Source organism: Cohnella thailandensis, assembly GCF_014212135.1.
GTDB lineage: Bacteria > Bacillota > Bacilli > Paenibacillales > Paenibacillaceae > Cohnella > Cohnella thailandensis.
On record NZ_JACJVQ010000005.1, the window covers coordinates 220,249 to 237,353 of the forward strand.

Consider the following 17,105-nt stretch of genomic DNA (forward strand, 5'->3'; position numbering starts at 1 on the left):
GCGAGCGAAGTTAAGAGCGTTACGCTCGAGTGCATTCAGGAGTGCTTGAGAATGGAAGTTAAGCCGTTCGACAAGAAGGTTTACGAGGATAGAGCGTCCATTGCGCTCTTCGCGAAAGCCGTCAACCAAGCGGAAAAAATGGAGGGCGAGTTGGATTACGGCGCCATCTTTCTGATGACTTTTCGGATGAAGGACGGAAGCTCCTCGGAGTATCATTTCAACATCGCAAATACGGATAGCCCGCAGAACGGTCTGTTGTTGAAGTTGCCAAATACGAGCCAAGGCTATAGGATCTCCCAGGCAACGAGCGAGAAGCTTAAGAAAATCATCTACGAGTAGGAGATTAAGCAATGAACTCTTTGTTTTTTACGGATGAAGGACAGGAAGCGGATGCAAAATTTCTGATCGAGAGGATCGATTCGTTTAACCGGACGACAGCCCCTACGGCTCAGGAGCCCGTATCGGAAACGGTCCAGCTGTTCCTGAAGGATCGGGAGGGGCGAATCCACGGCGGGGCGACGGGCATCCTTTACCGCTACGCATTGTTCATTCATGTGCTATGGATCAGCGACGAACTCAGAGGCCAAGGCTACGGCTCGAAGCTGCTGAAGGAGCTGGAAGAGAGGGTACGGGCCAAAGGCTGCCGGCTCATCCATCTGGACACTTGGGATTTCCAAGCCCCGGAATTTTATAAGAAGCAAGGCTTTGAGCTGTTCGGTACGTTGGAAGGCTTCCCCGAAGGCTTCAAACGGCACTATTTGCGGAAAATAATCGGATAACGATCATTGGACGGATGGAGGCGCATCAGAGCATGGAACAAGCGGTAAGGGAGGAAAAGTCCAAGCTGTATTTCCGGCTGATGTTGGCGCTGAGCGGCGTCAGCTACGCGTTACTCCTTATTTTCCATGTCTTGCGCTGGACGATTGCCGACGAGTTAACCGGATTTATCGCGTTCTTCTTGGGTTTCTTGGCTTATGCCTTGTTTTATGGGTTGCTGGTCGTCTCTTTTCTCTATGTTCTATTTACCCGCAGTAAACGGGTCAGGCTCCGGAATTCGATCCCTTTGATCGTCGGGCTAGTCGTCCTCGGAATCGCATTGGAATTTCCATATATTTGAAAGGCGGGGAACGGGATGTACGAATATGTTTTCGTGGAGACTTCTCTCGGGGGCTTCTTCACCTCCGCGACCCATCAAGAAACGATAGTCGAGTACGCCAAGCAAGGCTGGCGCCTTGTCCAAGTGCTGCCCACTAATTACAACGGACACGGCAAACCGACTCAATACGAGATTATTTTCGAGAGGCCGGTTCAGGGCGAGTGAAGCTTCAGATTCGGCTCTGTAACCCGATGATGTCGGGTTAGAGCGGCGAGAAGCTTCAGATTCGGCTCTGTAACCCGATGATGTCGGGTTAGAGCGGCAGGAAGCATCAGATTCGGCTCTGTAACCCGATGGTGTCGGGTTAGAGCGGCAAGAAGCATCAGATTCGGCTCTGTAACCCGACGATTTCGGGTTAGAGCGGCAGGAAGCGGACAAGGGACATTCTGTTGATGGCCGCCTGAATATCAAAAGAAACACCTGCCCTCGGGCAGGTGTTTCTCTCATTCATAGATGAAATTCTACTCCGCCGACTCGGTCTCGTATCCCTCGGGAGCGGGCTCGCTCGGCTGGACCGGGGGCGCGTCCTTCGTCCGGACGAGACGGTCCGTGATCGCCGGCACGAGAAGGAAGAAGGCGTAGGCTAGCGTCATCCAGATCGTGAAGGCTTGGTGCTGCCCCTCGTCGAACTTCGTAAACACGCTGTCGCGGTTCCAGACGACGATCGTATTGAGCAGAAGACCGATGAGCGTGCTGATGAAGCCGAGCCGGGTCGCCGAGCCGGGCTCGCGGAACAGCCGCAGCCGGACGACCAGCGAGATCCCGATCAGCACAAGAACCGTCAGCGCTTCGAGCAGGAACAGCGAGGAGCCGAAGCCGGATTCCTCCGTGTTCACCAGCAGCCAGTCTCCGAACAGCAGGAAGAATAGCAGGGAGACCGCCCACATGGCAAGTCCCAGTCCGGTTAAAATCAACGTTTGACGCAGCATCGCACGACTTCCTTTCGCATGGGCCGATATTTAGTTAGTGCCGGGAACGCGGCTGCGGAGCACGGTGAAGCTGCCGTCCAGCGAATAAGCTCCCAAGGTCGCGGGAAGCAGGAAGCAGTCTCCCGCCTTGGCATCGATCGATTCCGTTCCCCAGCCGATGGAGCCTTTGCCTTCCGCGACGATCAGGATGTCGAAGCTATCCGGCGACGTTTCTTGCTTCCAAGAGCCGGTTACGACTCCTTTATCGGTAATGAAGTACGGGGACTCCGCCAGCGTCAGCCACTCGTTCGGCTTCGCTCCGTCCGTCTTCATGCGGGTCGCACCGGCACCTTCGTAGGCGGTGACGTTCAGGGAATCCTCGATGTGAAGCTCGCGAGGCTTGCCGTCCAAGCCCGGACGGTCATAGTCGTACAAGCGGTAGGTCGTGTCGGAGTTCTGCTGAATCTCCGCGACGAGCACGCCCGCGCACAGGGCATGGACGGTTCCCGCCGGGATGTAGAACGTATCGCCGGCTTGGACGGATACCTCTTGCAGGGTGTCCATGATGCGGTTCCGTTCGATCGCGGCCGCGAACGATTCGCGGGTGACGCCCGGCTGCAGGCCGTAGATGATCTTCGCGCCCGGCTTCGCGTCGAGCACGTACCACATTTCGGTCTTGCCGAGCTCGCCCTTCGGCAGTCCGGCGTAATCGTCGGTCGGGTGAACCTGCACGGACAGGTCGTCGTTGCAATCCAGAAGCTTTATCAGAAGCGGGAAGCGACCGTTGCCGGAGCGGTTGCCGGCGGAGCCGAACCATTCGGCGCCGAGCTTCTCGCGGATCTGGTCGAGGCCTTGGCCGGCAAGCTCGCCGTTAAGGACGTGGGAGACGCCGTTCGCGTGATCGGCGATCATCCAGCCTTCGCCGATGTGGCCTTCCGGAACGTCGTAGCCGAACTGCTCGAGCGCGCGGCCGCCCCATACTCTTTCTTTGAACTCCGGTTTGAAGTGCAGCGGATAAGGTTTGATGGTCATTGCGCATTTCCTCCTCTGGTTGATTGGAAAAATTCGATGGATTCGCCGTCGGGGCCGTGGAAGAAGAAATAGCGGCTTCCGTTCGGCAAGCGGGTGATCTCGGAGTCGAGGGCGGCCACGTTAAGCTTGGAAATCCGCTCATGCTCCTCCTCGATGTCGTCCACGGCGAAAGCGACGTGATGAACGAGCCCTTCGGGATGAACGTCTCCGTCATACCCTTGGATCAGCTCGATCTCGGTATCGCGGGAGCCGGGGAACGATAGGAAGGCCAGCTTGATGACCCCGTTCGTATGATCCAACGTCTCGAGATAATCGAGTCCGATCACCTTCGTGTAGAACTCGATGGACGCTTCCAGATTGCTGGAGTGAATGCCGACGTGCTCGATCTTGCGTACAGCCATGGTTTATCCAACTCCTTTATTTATCTCTTTTGTATGGCGATCAGGTACGGGGCGTCCGGCTTCTGCTGGAAGCGATAGACGACCGACTGGGCGGCGGATGAAGGGAGACCCGCGCTCCAAGCGGCCACGGCCGAGGCTTCCTCGCCGCCGCCCTCATGGCCGGGATAGACGACAATCGTAATGATTCCTCCCGGCGAGAGAAGCCCCATGGCCGCCTCGAGCGCGGCCAAAGTCGTCTCCGTCAGCGTAATCAGCTTGCGTCCTTCCTCGCCTGCGGCGGGGAAGTAGCCGAGGTTGAACATGACCGCCCGCACCCGGCCGCGATGCTCGGGTCCGATAAGCTCCGCCATTCGCTGGTGGCCGGCGCGGAGCAGAGTAACCGGGGCGAGCGGCTGCCGCGGCCGCTTCTTCCGATTCTCGCCTAAAGCAGCGGCCTTCTCGTCTTCCTCCGATGCGGCCTTCAAGCGGAGCTTCGTCGCCTCTAGCGCTTCCTGCTGCACGTCGAAGGCATAAACGCGGCCGCTCGGTCCGACCGTACGAGCGAGAAACAGAGTGTCGACGCCGCCTCCGGCCGTCGCGTCGATCGCGACCGAGCCGGGCGGGGCGTTCTCGGCGACCCACCGCTGGGCCATCGTCAATACGGAGAGAAAGCCCATTCTAACGCCCCTTCCACAGCTTGCCTTGCCACGAGCCGCGGCGGACGAGCTCGGCGTCGATTCCGTTAAGCACAGGCCACTTGTTCAGGCTCCACATCGGACCGATGAGCAGATCGCGGGGAGCGTCGCCGGTCAACCGGTGCACGATCATCTCGGGAGGAAGGATCTCGAGCGTATCGGCGACGAGCCCGATGTATTCGTCCATCTCGAGGAAGCGCAGCAGCCCTTCCTTCCATTGACGGACCATCGGCGTCTTGCGCATCAGATGAAGCAGGTGGATCTTGATCCCTTGAACGTCCATGCGCGAGACTCGGCGTCCCGTTTCCAGCATCATCTCCCGATCCTCGCCCGGAAGGCCGTATATGATATGCGCGCAGACGCGAATGCCGCGGGCTCGAAGCCTTGCGACCGCGTCCTCGAAGCATGCGGTATCATGGGCGCGGTTGATCAGCCGGGAGGTAGACTCGTGAACGGTCTGCAAGCCCATCTCCAGCCACAGGTACGTGCGCTCGCTTAGCTCGGCCAGATAATCGACGACATCGTCCGGCAGACAATCCGGACGGGTGGCGATGGACAAGCCGACGACTCCGGGCTGCGCAAGAATCGTCTCGTAATACTCCTTAAGCGTCGCCAGAGGAGCATATGTATTCGTATAGGCTTGGAAGTAACCGATGTATTTGGCGTTCGGCCATTTCAGATGCTGGCGGTCCCGGATCTTATTGAACTGATCCACCAGATCGTCCCGCCGGCTCCCGGCGAAGTCGCCGGACCCGCGCGCGCTGCAGAACGTGCAGCCGCCCGCCGCGATCGTGCCGTCTCGATTCGGACAAGTGAAGCCGGCATCGAGCATGACCTTCATCACCTTGGCGCCGAACCGCTCCCGCATCTCGTGATTCCACGTATGGAACCTTTTGTTGTCGCTCCAAGTCGGGAGCTCCCCGGCCCGGGCCTTCTCCGTCATTGCCATTTTGCATAACCGCTCCTTGCTTGACTTACCCTAAGCCCATTGTACCGAAAAAATGCGGCATTGGCGAGAAGAGGGAGGCTTCCTGATAAAAGCTATTTGGTGCCCGTGCGACTTCCGATAAAGAGGTTTTTGACTGGGAACGAGCGGAAAATAGCGCTTTCAACTTGCAATACCTAACATGATGCGTTATATTAAAAGTGCGTCAAATCAACAAATAAAGCTGACATGGCCCAATAGATCCAGCAATAGACTTTCCAGTTGCGCCACTCCGTTCTGGGAACCCTTATCCCACAATAAATCCGATCAGGAGAAAGCGAGAGGTGAGGATCATGACTTCGACCGTTAAGATCCCGCAAGGAGACGACACGATGAAGGTAGAGCTGACCATCAAGGAAGTGATGGCGCTCGCGGGCATCAAATTCCACAGCAACCATAATGTCGAGGTTTCCGCGAAGAGAAAGCTGCAGGATGCCCTGGATGCTCAATATCATATCGATGAACCCCGTACGGTCAACTGACGTTTCGTCCCAATAGTGCAGAGAAGGACCGCCGGCTCCTCCTTCGCGGAGAGCTTGGCGGTCTTTTTTGTCGGGGTTCCCCGAAGGAGAGGCATTCGCTAGGATCGGCGAGCGGATACCCTTTACTTTTGCCGCGAGATTCGGCACAATAAGTGTCGGTTATGCAGAACGGAAATCGTCCCGGCGTCGGGACGACAGGGGGTTAATCGATGCGCCTGCGCGGCAAGAAGAATAGGGTTAGCTTGGAGAGCCAGACGGACTTGGTCGTGCTGGAGCCGAAGAAGCTGAAGGGCAAGTGGCATGAGCTGTTCGGCAACGACAATCCGATACATATCGAGCTTGGAATGGGCAAGGGACAATTCATCAGCCGAATGAGCGCGAACCATCCGCATATCAATTATCTCGGCATGGACATGTTCGACGAGCTGCTGAGGATCGGCAGCCGGAAGGCGCGTACTCTATGGAAGGAAGAGAAAAACTCGGACGAGGTTCCGAATCTGTTCCTTGTGCGGGGCAACGTCGAGCACCTGGAAGAGATGTTCGAGCCGGGCGAGCTGGAGCGGATCTATCTGAACTTCAGCGATCCGTGGCCGAAGTCCAAGCATGCGAAGCGTCGTCTGACGTATCATCGATTCCTCTCCATGTACAAGAACGTCCTTAACGAGAGGGGCGAGATTCACTTCAAGACGGACTCTCTGAGCCTGTTCGAATTCTCGCTGAACAGCTTCTCGGACTCGCAGCTTCAGATGAAGAACATCTCTCTCGATCTTCACCGCAACGGGCTGCGCGAGGATCTCGTCCTGACGGAATACGAGACGAAGTTCTCCGGCCAAGGGATGCCGATCTATCGGCTGGAAGCCGTTATCGGCAGCGAGGCGATCCGGGAGCATAGAAGCCGAGTGGCCGAAGCGATGGAGAAATCCAAGCGGCGCGCGCCGGATGAGGATGCCGCGGAGAAGGACGAGCCCGTAACGGAAGCCTCGTCGGAGGAATAAGACATAGGATGGTGTCTCAGCAGTCATGGCGAATGACGGAGAGACACCTTCTCTTTTAGTCGGAGATCGAGGGAAGGAGCAACAACATGAAATCACTCGTATTGGCCGAGAAGCCGAGCGTGGCGAAGGAGATCGCCCGGGTGCTCGGCTGCGGGCAGCAGCATAGAAGCTATCTGGAAGGACCGAACTACGTCGTCACTTGGGCGCTGGGCCATCTCGTCACGCTGTCGGAGCCGGAGGATTACGATCCGAAGTACCGGACATGGAACCTCGAGGAGCTGCCGATTCTTCCGGATCGCATGAAGCTCAAGGTCATGAAGGAGACGTCCGGCCAATTCCGGGCCGTCGCGCAGCTGTGCAAGCGTTCCGATCTCGGCGAGCTGATCATCGCGACCGATGCCGGCCGGGAAGGGGAGCTGGTGGCGCGCTGGATCATGGAGCTTGTCGGCTGGCGCAAGCCTTTTAAGCGGCTGTGGATTTCGTCGCAGACCGATCAGGCGATCCGCGACGGCTTCCGCAGCCTGAAGCCGGGACGCCAGTACGACGCGCTGTACCGGTCGGCGGTGTGCCGCGCCGAAGCGGACTGGCTCATCGGACTGAACGTGACGCGCGCGCTGACGACGAAATACGACGCGCAGCTGGCGGCCGGCCGAGTGCAGACGCCGACGCTGTCCATCCTGATCGAGCGCGAACGGGAGATCCGCGAATTCCAGCCGAAGCCTTACTGGACGATATCGGCCGATTTCGGTTCGTTCCAAGCGCAATGGCGCGAGAAGGACGGCCACGACGGCCGGGTATGGGACGAAGCTCAGGCGCGGGCCGTCGCGGAGCGGGTAAGCGGAGGAACCGCCAAGGTCGCGAAGCTGAACACGGTGGAGAAAAGCGAGCCGTTCCCGCAGGCGTACGATCTGACGGAGCTGCAGCGGGACGCGAACAAGAAGCTGGGCTTCTCGGCGAAGACGACGTCCAACGTGCTGCAGAAGCTGTACGAGCAGCATAAGCTGGTCACGTACCCGCGCACCGATTCGCGGTACATCTCCAGCGATATCGTTCCGACGCTGAAGGGAAGGCTCGACAGCATCGCGATCGGCCCTTACGCGACGCTGGCTCGCAAGCTGCTGAGGGGATCGCTGCCGGTGTCGAAGCGCTTCGTCGACGACAACAAGGTGAGCGACCACCATGCCATCATTCCTACCGATCAGTACGTCAACCTGTCGGCTCTCTCCAATGACGAGCGCCGCTTGTACGATCTCATCGTCCGCCGCTTCATCGCGCTGTTCTATCCGCCGTACCGTTACGACGAGACGTCGGTCGTGCTGTCGGTAGGAAGCGATCACTTCCATGCCAAAGGACGCATCGAGAAGGATGCCGGCTGGAGGGAAGTGTACGCCTCCGGGAACTCGAACCAAGGAGCCGAGGATTGGGATGACGCTTCCGAAGAAGGCGCGGAGCGCGCCGACGCCCAGCCTTCCCAGCGGCTGCCGGAGCTGGCCGCCGGCCAATCGCTTCCGGTGAAGGCCTGCCGCGCGAAGGAGCTGCGGACGCAGCCGCCCGCCAGGTATACCGAGGCCGCGCTGCTCGCCCGGATGGAGAAGCACGGGCTGGGCACTCCGGCCACCCGCGCCGACATTATCGAGAAGCTGCTGTCGACCGACACGATCGATCGCTCGCAGAACCGTCTTGCCCCGACCGGCAAGGGAACCCAGCTGTACGAGCTCGTCGTGGACGACCTGCGCAGCCCCGACATGACGGCTCAGTGGGAGTCGGAGCTGGAGCGGATCGCGAAGGGCAGCGGCAACCCGGATAAGTTTATGGCCGGGATCCGGGAGAGGGCGCGGCTATGGGTCGACGAGATCAAGCGCCAGAACCGGGAATACAAGCCGCACAATCTGACCGCTTACCGCTGCCCGGAATGCGGCAAGCCGCTGAAGGAAGTCAAGAGCAAGCGAGGCAAATCGTACGTCTGCTCCGACCGCGAGTGCGAATACCGACGCTCGGCGGAGCCGAACCTGACGAACCATCGCTGCCCGCAATGCCATAAGAAGATGGAGCTCCGCGACGGCAAGGCCGGCAAGTTCTTCCATTGCCGTCCGTGCAACGTCATCGAGAAGCTCGGCGACAAGACAAGCGGAGGCCGCGCCGGCAAGCACGAGCAGCGCAAGCTGATCGAGAAGTTCGGCAGCGACAGCGCCCCCGCTTCCAACAGCTTGGGCGAAGCTCTTCTCGCCGCCATGAAGAAAAAAGACGAGTAACCGAACCCCCTCCGGCTATCACCAGCCAAGAGCAGTGCCGCGTCCGTGCAACCCCAACAGCAGATCGTCCTTCGTCCAAGGCCAACCCGGCCGGGAGAAGGGCGATTTTTTCTCTTCTTTTACCAATTCGAACTATTCGACTCTTATGGCGCCGAAGGCGTTTTGCGCGGCTGCGAGGGAAGCTTTGTCAAGCTGCCGCATAGAGCCGCATAGATATAAAAGAGGTCAAGTCGAGAGTTTGCGCTGCCAAGAAAGGAGCGGTCCGGATGAAGCTTGCCCATCGCGAATTCTGGTTCAATCCCATGATCGCGTTCATTCTGGGAACGGGTCTGGCCGCCTTGGCGCTTGCCGTCGCCGGTTTCCAGGGAACGGCTACCGTCCTATGCCTGGCCGGCGGAGCGGTCGTCTACGCGATATTCGAGTACCTGGTCCATCGCTTTCTGCTGCACCGGTTCCCGCGAATCGCTCCGGCGATGCATCGCGGCCATGCCGAGCACCACCGCCATCCGACCGAGCTGGAGCACCTGTTCAGCCCGATCCGCTACGACGCCGTTCTTTATCTGGGATATTCCTTGGCGAATTTGGCGATTTTCCGCGATTGGCGGCTTGCCAGCGCGGTCGTGGCCGGTTCGGCCTTGTTCCAGCTCTACTACCAATGGATGCATTATGCCGCGCACCGGCCGATCAAGCTCGCGACGCCTTGGGGGAGATGGATGCGGAAGAAGCACCTGCTCCACCATTATCTCGACGAGCAATCCTGGTACGGAGTGTCCCACCCCGTCATGGATTACCTTTTCGGCACGAGCAAGCCCCAAAGCAAGAAAGGAAAGGACGCCGGACAAAAACGCGCCTGACTCCGCAATCTTCATTTTCCCGAATGACCCGTATTTGGATGATCCAAACTAACTTAGAACGGGCGAAAGCCAGGCAGAAAGAAGGAGGGTACGAGATGAGGGATCTGATCAGCAAAACCATATCGTTAGGATTGGGAATCGCGGTCGCGAGCAAGGAGCAGGTGGAGAAGCTGGCCGGCGAACTGGTCAAAAAAGGGGAGATGACCCGCGCGGAATCGTTCGCCTTTATCGACGATCTGCTGAAGAAGGGGGAGGAGACCCAGCATAAGCTGGAATCGCTCATTCAAGAGAAGGTTCAGAAGGTCGGCGAGCGTAAATGGGCGACCAAGGAGGACATCGAACGAATCGAGAGGCGCCTGGACCAGCTGTTGGATAGGCTCGAGAAGAGCGAGTAGCGGGATCTCGGTCCCTCTGGAAAATAGGGCAAAGGAGGGAGCGGCTTGGACGTGGGGCGCAGGTTTCGGCATCTTCACCGGTATCGGGAGATCGCGTCGGCTTTCGTTCGCTACGGCTTCGGCTATCTGGTCAAGGATCTCGGATTGGCGGAGGTCGTGCCTTACCGGACGTTCTGGAACGGGCAAAGGAAAGGCGTGGACAAGAAGTCGCTCGGCATCCGCATCCGATTGTTCCTGGAGGAGCTCGGGCCGACGTTCGTCAAGCTGGGGCAGCTCGCCGGCTCGCGCTCCGATCTGCTTCCCGGGCATATCGTCGCCGAGCTGAGATCGCTGCAGGACGACGTGCCCGCGTTCCCGTTCTCGGAGGCGGCCCGGATCGTCGAGACCGAGCTCGGGGATAAGCTGGAGGTTCTCTTCTCCGAGTTCGAGGAACGGCCGATCGCCGCGGCTTCCATCGGACAAGTCCATCTGGCGGTGCTCAGCTCGGGAGAATCGGTGGCGGTCAAGGTTCAGCGGCCGAACATTCGAACGATCGTGGAGACGGATCTCGAGATTCTGGCCGAGCTGGCCGCAATGGCGGAACGAAGGCTCGAGTGGGCCAAGCGCTACCGGATCCGGGAGATGGCGGACGAGCTGGGAAGGGCGCTGCTCGCCGAGCTCGATTACGGGAAGGAAAGGCGCAATGCCGAGAAATTCGCCGTTCTCGGAGCCTCGATTCCGTACCTGCACATCCCTGCCGTGTATTCGGAACGCTCCACCGGCCGGATTCTGACGATGGAGCGGGTCGACGGAATCAAGCTGTCCGACAAGGAGGCGCTTCAAGCCGCGGGACATTCGCCCGCCGAGATTGCCGACCGGTTCGTCTCGATCATTCTTCACCAGGTGCTGTTCGACGGTTTTTTTCACGCGGATCCTCATCCGGGCAACGCGCTCGTTCTGGAGGACGGCCGGATCGCGCTGCTGGACTTCGGGATGGTCGGCAAGCTGAGCACGACGATGAAGCTGTATTTCTCCTCGCTGGTCATCGCCCTTCGCGGCCAGAGCACCGAAGGGGTGATTCGCGCGATCTCCCGGTTGGGCCTGATTCCGGACAACATAGACCAAAGCTCGCTGCACGCCGACGTGGACGAGCTTCGCGAGCTTTATTACGGAGTTCCGCTAAGTCAGATCAGCTTGGGGGATTCGATTCGGCGGTTGATGGACGTGGCCCGCAAGCACGACATCCGGATTCCGTCCGAGATGACGCTGCTCGGCAAGGCGCTCCTTACGACGGAGGGGGTGGCTTCCGGGCTGGATCCCTCGTTCAGCATTCTGAAGGTGGCCGAGCCGTTCGGGCGGAGGCTGCTGAAATATAAGGTGAATCCGGTTCGGGCGATCAAGCGCGCTGGCACGAAGCTTCCGGAGATCGCCGACTGGCTGTGGGACGCGCCCGGCAAGCTGAAGGAGCTGATGACGCTCGCGAAGCAGGGCAAGATCAAGCTCGAGCTGACCGTCCCCGAGACGGAAGCCTTCATGAAGAAGCTTGACCGGATCGGCAATCGGCTCTCGATCAGCATCGTCCTGCTTGCGTTCAGCATTCTGATGGTCGGTCTTATCGTCGGTTCTTCTATCAATAGCGAAAGCAGCATTACGATCGGGCGCTTCCCCGCGATCGAGATCGGGTTTGCCGTCGCCGGAACGATGCTGCTATGGCTGCTTTATTCTATTTTTCGTTCCGGCCGTTAGACGATCCAGAGGGATACGAGCATCGCCGTCGCGCTTCCGAGGAAGGCCCCGGCCAGCGTATCGCTCGGAAAATGAAGGCCGAAATAGATGCGGGACAAGCCGATTCCGATCGCGAGAGGCAGCAGGAGCGGAATGAGAAGCGGCTCCGCGAGCATCCAAGGCGTAAGCATGGCGAAGCCCGCCGTCGTATGGCCGGACGGGAAGGAAGGGTCCTGCAGCGGGCTTCGGCCGATCGTCGCCTGCGGATATACCTGATAAGGGCGTTTGCGGGGAGCGCTTCGCTTCGCGATGAAGACGGGCACGTGGCTTAAAGCGACGGCGGCAAGCGCCTGCCACCCCGCCGTGCTCCAGGGTTCGGGAGCGAGCAGCCCGGCCGCGGCCGAGAAAAGCAGGCTGAAGGTCGCCCCTCCCATTATCGTCAGCAGGAAGAACAGCCGGTTTAACGCCTCGCGATTCCACCTTTGATTCACGTGCAGGAAGATCGGCCCTTCTACCTGATTGAGAAGGCGGTAAATTTGGCTCATGCCTTCACGCTCCTTAGACCTAGGGATGTCGATATCGAATGCAGCTTTATCGTACTGTTTTTATGTTCTGAGGATATCAACGCAAAAGCAACGGATTGTTAACCCTTGTCGAAGGTAGGATTTGACACTCCTCTTATACCCCGTTAACTTCTCCCCCTTAGGATGGAGATAAGAACGAGGAGGCGATGAGTGTATGGAAGAGCTTCGTATCGCGCTTTTTACCGATACCTACACCCCCGAGGTGAACGGCGTCGCCAAGACGCTGGAGAGGTGGACGACTTACCTGCGGAAGCAAGGCATTGCCGTTCAGGTGTTCGCTCCCTCGCGTCCGAGAAAAGAAGCGGCACCTTCCGGCGCGGCGGAAAGGCTGGCGAGCATCCCCTTTTTCCTCTACCCGGAGCTGCGTTTGTCCGTCCCCGTCTCCCCGGCGGCGGAGCGCAAGCTGCTCGCTTTCCGTCCCACGATCATCCATGTGGCGACCCCGTTCGGAACCGGAATGGCCGGCAGGCATCTGGCGCTGAAGCACGGGATTCCCTTGGTCGCCTCCCATCATACCCACTTTGACCGTTACCTTCCGTATTACAACCTCCAGTGGATGGGTAAACTGTTATGGAGATATTTGTATTGGTTCCACCGTCCTTGCGAACGTATTCTTGTCCCGTCTCCTTCCGTTCTGGAGGAGTGCCGCAAGAAAGGATGGGGGGGACTCGAGGTCTGGAGCCGAGCGATCGACACGTCCGTGTTCCATCCGGAAGTCGACCGGGAACGCCTGCTCGAGCAGGCGGGAATTCCGGCATCGCGGCACGTCGTGCTGAGCGCGGGAAGGCTCGCTCCGGAGAAGCAGACGGAAGTGTCCGTCGAGGCCGTCGCCCGATTCGCTTCGATGACGGGCGAAGAGGTCGAGCTGGTTCTCGCGGGCGAGGGGCCTGCCGAAGCGAATATCCGCGCTTTGGCCGCCAAGTTGGGCGTCCGGGCGACCTTCCTGGGCTCCATTCCTCAATCGGAGCTGCAGAAGTGGATGGCCGCCTCCAGCGTGATGCTGTTCCCTTCCCCGACCGAGACGTTCGGCAACGTCGTCTTGGAAGCGATGGCCTGCGGCTTGCCCGTGATCGGCGCGAACGCGGGCGCGGTTCCGGACACGCTTAAGGACGGAACGAACGGCCTTCTCTGCGCCCCGGGCGACCCGGACGAGTTCGCCGCCGCGATGGCAAAGCTGCGAGCGAGCCGCGAGCTGAGGGAGAAATTGTCCAAGGCGGCTCTGGAGACGGCACGTTCGAAGTCCTGGGACGAGGTGTTCGGCGGATTGCTCGACTGCGTCGCTCAAGTCTCCCCCAGACAAAGAAAGGAGCAGGACGTTATCTCCGTCTAAATTCGAGAGAAACAAAGCGGCGTCGGAATCCTTCCTACAAACAAACCGAGGGAGCCGGCACTAAGCCGTAAAGAAAAAGGGGTTCAGGGGGTTAAAAACTGAATATGTGGAACAAAGCGTTTATGGGTCTGCAACTGATCTTTTTGCTGATCGGCGCCTACCAGGTCGTCCTGTCCCTGTTCGGCTGGCATCGCAAGAAGGAGAAGATCGCGCGCCCGCCGACGAAATCGTTCGCCCTTCTCGTGGCCGCTCACAACGAAGAGGCCGTCGTCGGGGCTCTAGTGGAAAATCTGCTGAAGCTGAGATATCCCCGGGAGCTGTACGATATCTTCGTCATTTGCGACAACTGCAGCGATGGCACGGCTGAGGTCGTAAGAAGGTATCCCGGGGTTTATGCCTGCGAACGCGTTATGCCGAATAAGAGAGGCAAGGGCTTCGCGATCGAATGGATGCTGAAGGAGCTGTGGAAGCGTCCTAAGGTCTACGATGCCGTCGTCATGTTCGACGCGGACAATCTGGTCGCGACGGACTTCCTTGCCTATATGAACGAGGATCTGCTGAGCGGTTACCGGGTCATACAAGGCTACTTGGACACGAAGAATCCTCACGATTCCTGGGTGAGCGCCGCGAACGGTATCAATTATTGGTTCTGCAACCGGCTCTGGCAGCTGCCCCGGCACAACGTCGGCTTGTCGAACTACCTCGGAGGCACGGGGATGTGCTTCGACGCCGCCTTGCTGAAGGAGATGGGCTGGGGCGCGACGAGCCTGGTGGAGGATCTGGAATTTACGGTCCGCTGCATCCAGAGGAACGTCTATCCGAAGTTCAACTTCGACGCCCGGGTATACGACGAGAAGCCGATCACCTTCCGAGCGTCCTCCCGGCAGCGCCTCCGCTGGATGCAGGGACACTTCGACGTGGCCAGGAGATACATGCTTCCCATGCTGTGGCAAGGAATCAAGGAGAGAAGCTGGATCAAGCTGGATGCGGCCCTGTATATTTTCAACGCGTACAATTTTCTGATCGGCTCTCTCTTGACCGCGACGCTATGGATCGATATGCTGCTTCCCGGGGAGCCGCGCCTCGACTCCGTCTACTCGCTCATGCCCGCCTGGCTTGCGATTCCGATCTCCCTGTATATTTACATGCAGTGCCCGCTGGCGATGCTTCTCGAGAAGGTGGAGTGGAAGAGCTACGCCCGGCTGATCACCTTCCCTCTGTTCTTCGTGTCCTGGTGGCCGATCACCTTCTGGGCGTTCTTCACCCAGAACAACAAGACATGGAGCCACACGAAGCATTCCCGGGTGCTGCGCCTGGAAGAGGTCCAGGGCAAGCGAATGAGCGCGGAGAACACGAACTCGGCCTGATCCTCGGGCGAGTTGACATGGCCGCGATCGCGTGATATATTGTTCGAGTGACTGTTCTAATCATCAGCACGCACAAGCAGAAGCACCCGCTTCTCACCTGCCCGGCACCGGTCGGCTGGTTTTGCGTAGCCGACGTACCGGCAGGCGACGGAGCGAATCCGCGCGAGCCATCTTAACGTTTGCGACGGAATGCGGGTCTTCATGACTCGCATTTTTTTTGTTTGTGTAAGAGAAGAGAGGAACAAGGCAACTCAGTCCTATTTGGAGGTGGAACATTATCAGCAAGGATCATCAAATCAATGAGGAAATCCGGGCGAAGGAAGTCCGACTCGTCGGACCGGAAGGCGAGCAGATCGGCATCAAGCCGTTCCGCGAAGCGATGCAGATGGCCATCGATGCGAACATGGATCTGGTGAACGTTGCGCCGCAGGCGAAGCCGCCGGTATGCCGCATCATGGATTACGGCAAATTCCGTTACGAGCAGCAGAAGAAAGAGAAGGAAGCCCGGAAGAATCAGAAGATCGTCGACCTGAAGGAAGTTTGGTTCCGTTCGAACATCGAGGAGCACGACTACCAGACGAAATTTCGCAACGTCGTGAAGTTTCTGAACGAGGGCGATAAGGTCAAATGTTCCGTGCGCTTCCGCGGTCGTGAGATTGCCCACGCGAATATCGGCCTTAAGATCTTGGAGCGCGTCGCGAACGAGGTTGCGGACATCTGCACCGTCGAACGGGTTCCGAAGCTGGAAGGCCGCAGCATGATCATGATTCTGGCTCCGAAGAGCCATTAATGAACAGGAGGACAAACAGATGCCTAAGATGAAGACACACAGCAGCCTGAAGGATCGTTTCAAGATTACCGGTACCGGCAAAGTGAAGCGTTTCAAGGCTTACAAGAACCACTTGCTGTCTCATAAGTCCGGACGCCAGAAGCGCGTTCTGAGCTCGCAGCCGCTGCTGGCTCAAGGCGACTACCGCCGTCTGCAACAACAAATCGGCAACCTGAAATAATCGACTACAAGATCGCGCAAGCGATATTCATATTCCGGGAGGTAATGAGCAATGGCAAGAGTCAAGGGCGGATTCGTTACTCGCCGCCGTCGCAATCGAGTTCTTAAGCTGGCCAAAGGTTACTGGGGCGCGAAACACCGCCTATTCAAGAAAGCTAACGAGCAAGTCCTGAAGTCCCTGACGTACGCATACCGCGACCGTCGCCAAACGAAGCGCAACTTCCGCAAGCTGTGGATCGTGCGCATCAACGCGGCCGCTCGTCAGAACGGCTTGTCCTACAGCAAGCTGATGCACGGCCTGAAGCTGGCCGGCATCGAAGTGAACCGCAAGATCCTGGCCGACCTGGCCGTGAACGACATCGCCGCGTTCAACAGCCTGGCTGGCACCGCCAAGTCGAAGATCAACGCGTAATTCGCGCCACGATAAGAAGCCGCCTTATCCCGTTCGCCGGGAGAAGGCGGTTTTTTGTTGCTGGAACTTCCGCCTCTTTTCGCCATTAAGGACAAGGGTGCAGACGTCCGCCTGTCCTCCTTCATAAGATAAAGGACAACGGGTTCAACCTTGCTAAGCATGTTCTTGGCGCTCCAGAAGGTTGCCTGTGTGGGGAGGAGGGGGAAAATGTCACAAGTGACTCGCGAACAGGCCGCTAAGCTGGTAGGCAAGACGATCTATGCAAAGCGCAAGGACGGAAGCGTCGTCAGCGGCAAGCTTGTCCGCCTGAGCGGCAACGAGCTCATCCTTGAAGTTCCGACAGGCAAGAAGGCTCGGACGAAGGCGATCATACCGCTCGTGCTCTTCGATCTTCTCGCCATCGGCACGACTCCTTTCGGTTTCGGAGGCTTCGGAGGATGGGGCGGCTATAACGGCTTCTACGGAGGCGGCTGGTGGTAAAACGGATTTCCTTCCGATCGGGTCGATAAGGTAAACGATTAGCCTCCCTTTCCCGAAATGCCCGCGGCCAGCGGAATTCGGAGAG

22 protein-coding genes are annotated in these 17,105 nt (G+C 58.7%); 16 read left to right on the top strand and 6 right to left on the bottom strand.

Translation table 11 applies throughout. The features are described from left to right. Positions 1 to 51: 51 nt before the first annotated feature. The 4 genes from H7B67_RS05845 to H7B67_RS05860 are packed head-to-tail and all read left to right on the top strand — an operon-like array spanning position 52 to position 1,321. Positions 52 to 339, top strand: coding sequence for a YhfM domain-containing protein (locus tag H7B67_RS05845; protein WP_185118856.1), 288 nt, complete (start codon positions 52 to 54; stop codon positions 337 to 339). Positions 340 to 350: 11 nt separating this feature from the next. After that, positions 351 to 779 (top strand): GNAT family N-acetyltransferase, encoded by a 429-nt coding sequence (locus H7B67_RS05850; protein WP_185118857.1) that lies wholly within the window; start codon positions 351 to 353, stop codon positions 777 to 779. A 32-nt stretch (positions 780 to 811) separates the two neighbouring features. Continuing rightward, positions 812 to 1,117 (top strand): hypothetical protein, encoded by a 306-nt coding sequence (locus H7B67_RS05855; RefSeq protein WP_185118858.1) that lies wholly within the window; start codon positions 812 to 814, stop codon positions 1,115 to 1,117. A 15-nt stretch (positions 1,118 to 1,132) separates the two neighbouring features. Then, entirely contained in the window at positions 1,133 to 1,321 is a 189-nt protein-coding gene (locus H7B67_RS05860; protein ID WP_185118859.1) for a DUF4177 domain-containing protein, read from the top strand. A gap of 296 nt (positions 1,322 to 1,617) precedes the next feature. Here the strand turns inward: H7B67_RS05860 and H7B67_RS05865 are convergent, their stop codons facing one another. The 5 genes from H7B67_RS05865 to mnmL are packed head-to-tail and all read right to left on the bottom strand — an operon-like array spanning position 1,618 to position 5,114. Continuing rightward, on the bottom strand, positions 1,618 to 2,085 hold the full coding sequence (locus tag H7B67_RS05865) for a hypothetical protein (protein WP_185118860.1): 468 nt from the start codon (positions 2,083 to 2,085) through the stop codon (positions 1,618 to 1,620). Between the two features lie 30 nt (positions 2,086 to 2,115). Beyond that, positions 2,116 to 3,096 carry a type I phosphomannose isomerase catalytic subunit gene (locus H7B67_RS05870; protein WP_185118861.1) on the bottom strand — a complete coding sequence of 327 codons (981 nt, stop codon included), beginning with the start codon at positions 3,094 to 3,096 and terminating at the stop codon, positions 2,116 to 2,118. After that, positions 3,093 to 3,497 (bottom strand): VOC family protein, encoded by a 405-nt coding sequence (locus H7B67_RS05875; protein ID WP_185118862.1) that lies wholly within the window; start codon positions 3,495 to 3,497, stop codon positions 3,093 to 3,095. The genes H7B67_RS05870 and H7B67_RS05875 overlap by 4 nt, the downstream gene beginning before the upstream one ends. Positions 3,498 to 3,517: 20 nt before the next feature. Beyond that, positions 3,518 to 4,153: a class I SAM-dependent methyltransferase gene (locus H7B67_RS05880; protein ID WP_185118863.1), complete on the bottom strand. Its 636-nt coding sequence runs from the start codon at positions 4,151 to 4,153 to the stop codon at positions 3,518 to 3,520. Position 4,154: 1 nt separating this feature from the next. Continuing rightward, positions 4,155 to 5,114, bottom strand: a complete 960-nt coding sequence (mnmL, locus tag H7B67_RS05885) for a tRNA modification radical SAM protein MnmL/YtqA (protein ID WP_185119233.1) — start codon at positions 5,112 to 5,114, stop codon at positions 4,155 to 4,157. A 335-nt stretch (positions 5,115 to 5,449) separates the two neighbouring features. On the opposite strand from mnmL, the gene H7B67_RS05890 reads away from it, so the two are divergent. The 6 genes from H7B67_RS05890 (at position 5,450) to H7B67_RS05915 (ending at position 11,859) form a co-directional block, all read left to right on the top strand. Next, positions 5,450 to 5,638: a hypothetical protein gene (locus tag H7B67_RS05890; RefSeq protein ID WP_185119234.1), complete on the top strand. Its 189-nt coding sequence runs from the start codon at positions 5,450 to 5,452 to the stop codon at positions 5,636 to 5,638. A gap of 209 nt (positions 5,639 to 5,847) precedes the next feature. Then, positions 5,848 to 6,633, top strand: a complete 786-nt coding sequence (trmB, locus tag H7B67_RS05895; RefSeq protein WP_185118864.1) for a tRNA (guanosine(46)-N7)-methyltransferase TrmB — start codon at positions 5,848 to 5,850, stop codon at positions 6,631 to 6,633. Positions 6,634 to 6,719: 86 nt separating this feature from the next. Continuing rightward, positions 6,720 to 8,885 carry a DNA topoisomerase III gene (locus H7B67_RS05900; RefSeq protein ID WP_185118865.1) on the top strand — a complete coding sequence of 722 codons (2,166 nt, stop codon included), beginning with the start codon at positions 6,720 to 6,722 and terminating at the stop codon, positions 8,883 to 8,885. A gap of 266 nt (positions 8,886 to 9,151) precedes the next feature. Further along, the gene (locus tag H7B67_RS05905; RefSeq protein WP_185118866.1) at positions 9,152 to 9,739 is read left to right on the top strand and encodes a sterol desaturase family protein; all 588 of its coding nucleotides are present in this window, start codon (positions 9,152 to 9,154) and stop codon (positions 9,737 to 9,739) included. Between the two features lie 95 nt (positions 9,740 to 9,834). Next, a complete protein-coding gene (locus H7B67_RS05910; RefSeq protein ID WP_185118867.1) occupies positions 9,835 to 10,134 on the top strand; it encodes a phasin family protein in 300 nt (99 codons plus the stop codon). Positions 10,135 to 10,185: 51 nt separating this feature from the next. Beyond that, positions 10,186 to 11,859, top strand: a complete 1,674-nt coding sequence (locus H7B67_RS05915) for an ABC1 kinase family protein (protein WP_342592613.1) — start codon at positions 10,186 to 10,188, stop codon at positions 11,857 to 11,859. On the opposite strand, the gene H7B67_RS05920 is transcribed toward H7B67_RS05915, so the two are convergent. After that, positions 11,856 to 12,383 (bottom strand): phosphatase PAP2 family protein, encoded by a 528-nt coding sequence (locus tag H7B67_RS05920; protein ID WP_185118869.1) that lies wholly within the window; start codon positions 12,381 to 12,383, stop codon positions 11,856 to 11,858. The genes H7B67_RS05915 and H7B67_RS05920 overlap by 4 nt on opposite strands. A gap of 193 nt (positions 12,384 to 12,576) precedes the next feature. Between H7B67_RS05920 and H7B67_RS05925 the strand changes: the two genes are divergently transcribed. The 6 genes from H7B67_RS05925 to H7B67_RS05950 all read left to right on the top strand — a co-directional run bounded on the left by H7B67_RS05925 (position 12,577) and on the right by H7B67_RS05950 (position 17,020). Further along, positions 12,577 to 13,752 (top strand): glycosyltransferase family 4 protein, encoded by a 1,176-nt coding sequence (locus H7B67_RS05925; RefSeq protein WP_185118870.1) that lies wholly within the window; start codon positions 12,577 to 12,579, stop codon positions 13,750 to 13,752. A 104-nt stretch (positions 13,753 to 13,856) separates the two neighbouring features. Next, complete coding sequence (locus tag H7B67_RS05930) at positions 13,857 to 15,119, top strand: glycosyltransferase family 2 protein (protein ID WP_185118871.1); 1,263 nt, start codon at positions 13,857 to 13,859, stop codon at positions 15,117 to 15,119. 295 nt (positions 15,120 to 15,414) lie between these two features. Next, a complete protein-coding gene (gene infC / locus H7B67_RS05935) occupies positions 15,415 to 15,909 on the top strand; it encodes a translation initiation factor IF-3 (protein ID WP_185119235.1) in 495 nt (164 codons plus the stop codon). Positions 15,910 to 15,928: 19 nt separating this feature from the next. Next, positions 15,929 to 16,129, top strand: coding sequence for a 50S ribosomal protein L35 (gene rpmI / locus H7B67_RS05940; RefSeq protein ID WP_185118872.1), 201 nt, complete (start codon positions 15,929 to 15,931; stop codon positions 16,127 to 16,129). Between the two features lie 51 nt (positions 16,130 to 16,180). After that, positions 16,181 to 16,540 (top strand): 50S ribosomal protein L20, encoded by a 360-nt coding sequence (rplT, locus tag H7B67_RS05945; RefSeq protein ID WP_185118873.1) that lies wholly within the window; start codon positions 16,181 to 16,183, stop codon positions 16,538 to 16,540. Between the two features lie 207 nt (positions 16,541 to 16,747). Next, a complete protein-coding gene (locus tag H7B67_RS05950) occupies positions 16,748 to 17,020 on the top strand; it encodes a 50S ribosomal protein L33 (RefSeq protein WP_185118874.1) in 273 nt (90 codons plus the stop codon). The last annotated feature ends 85 nt before the right edge of the window (positions 17,021 to 17,105 follow it).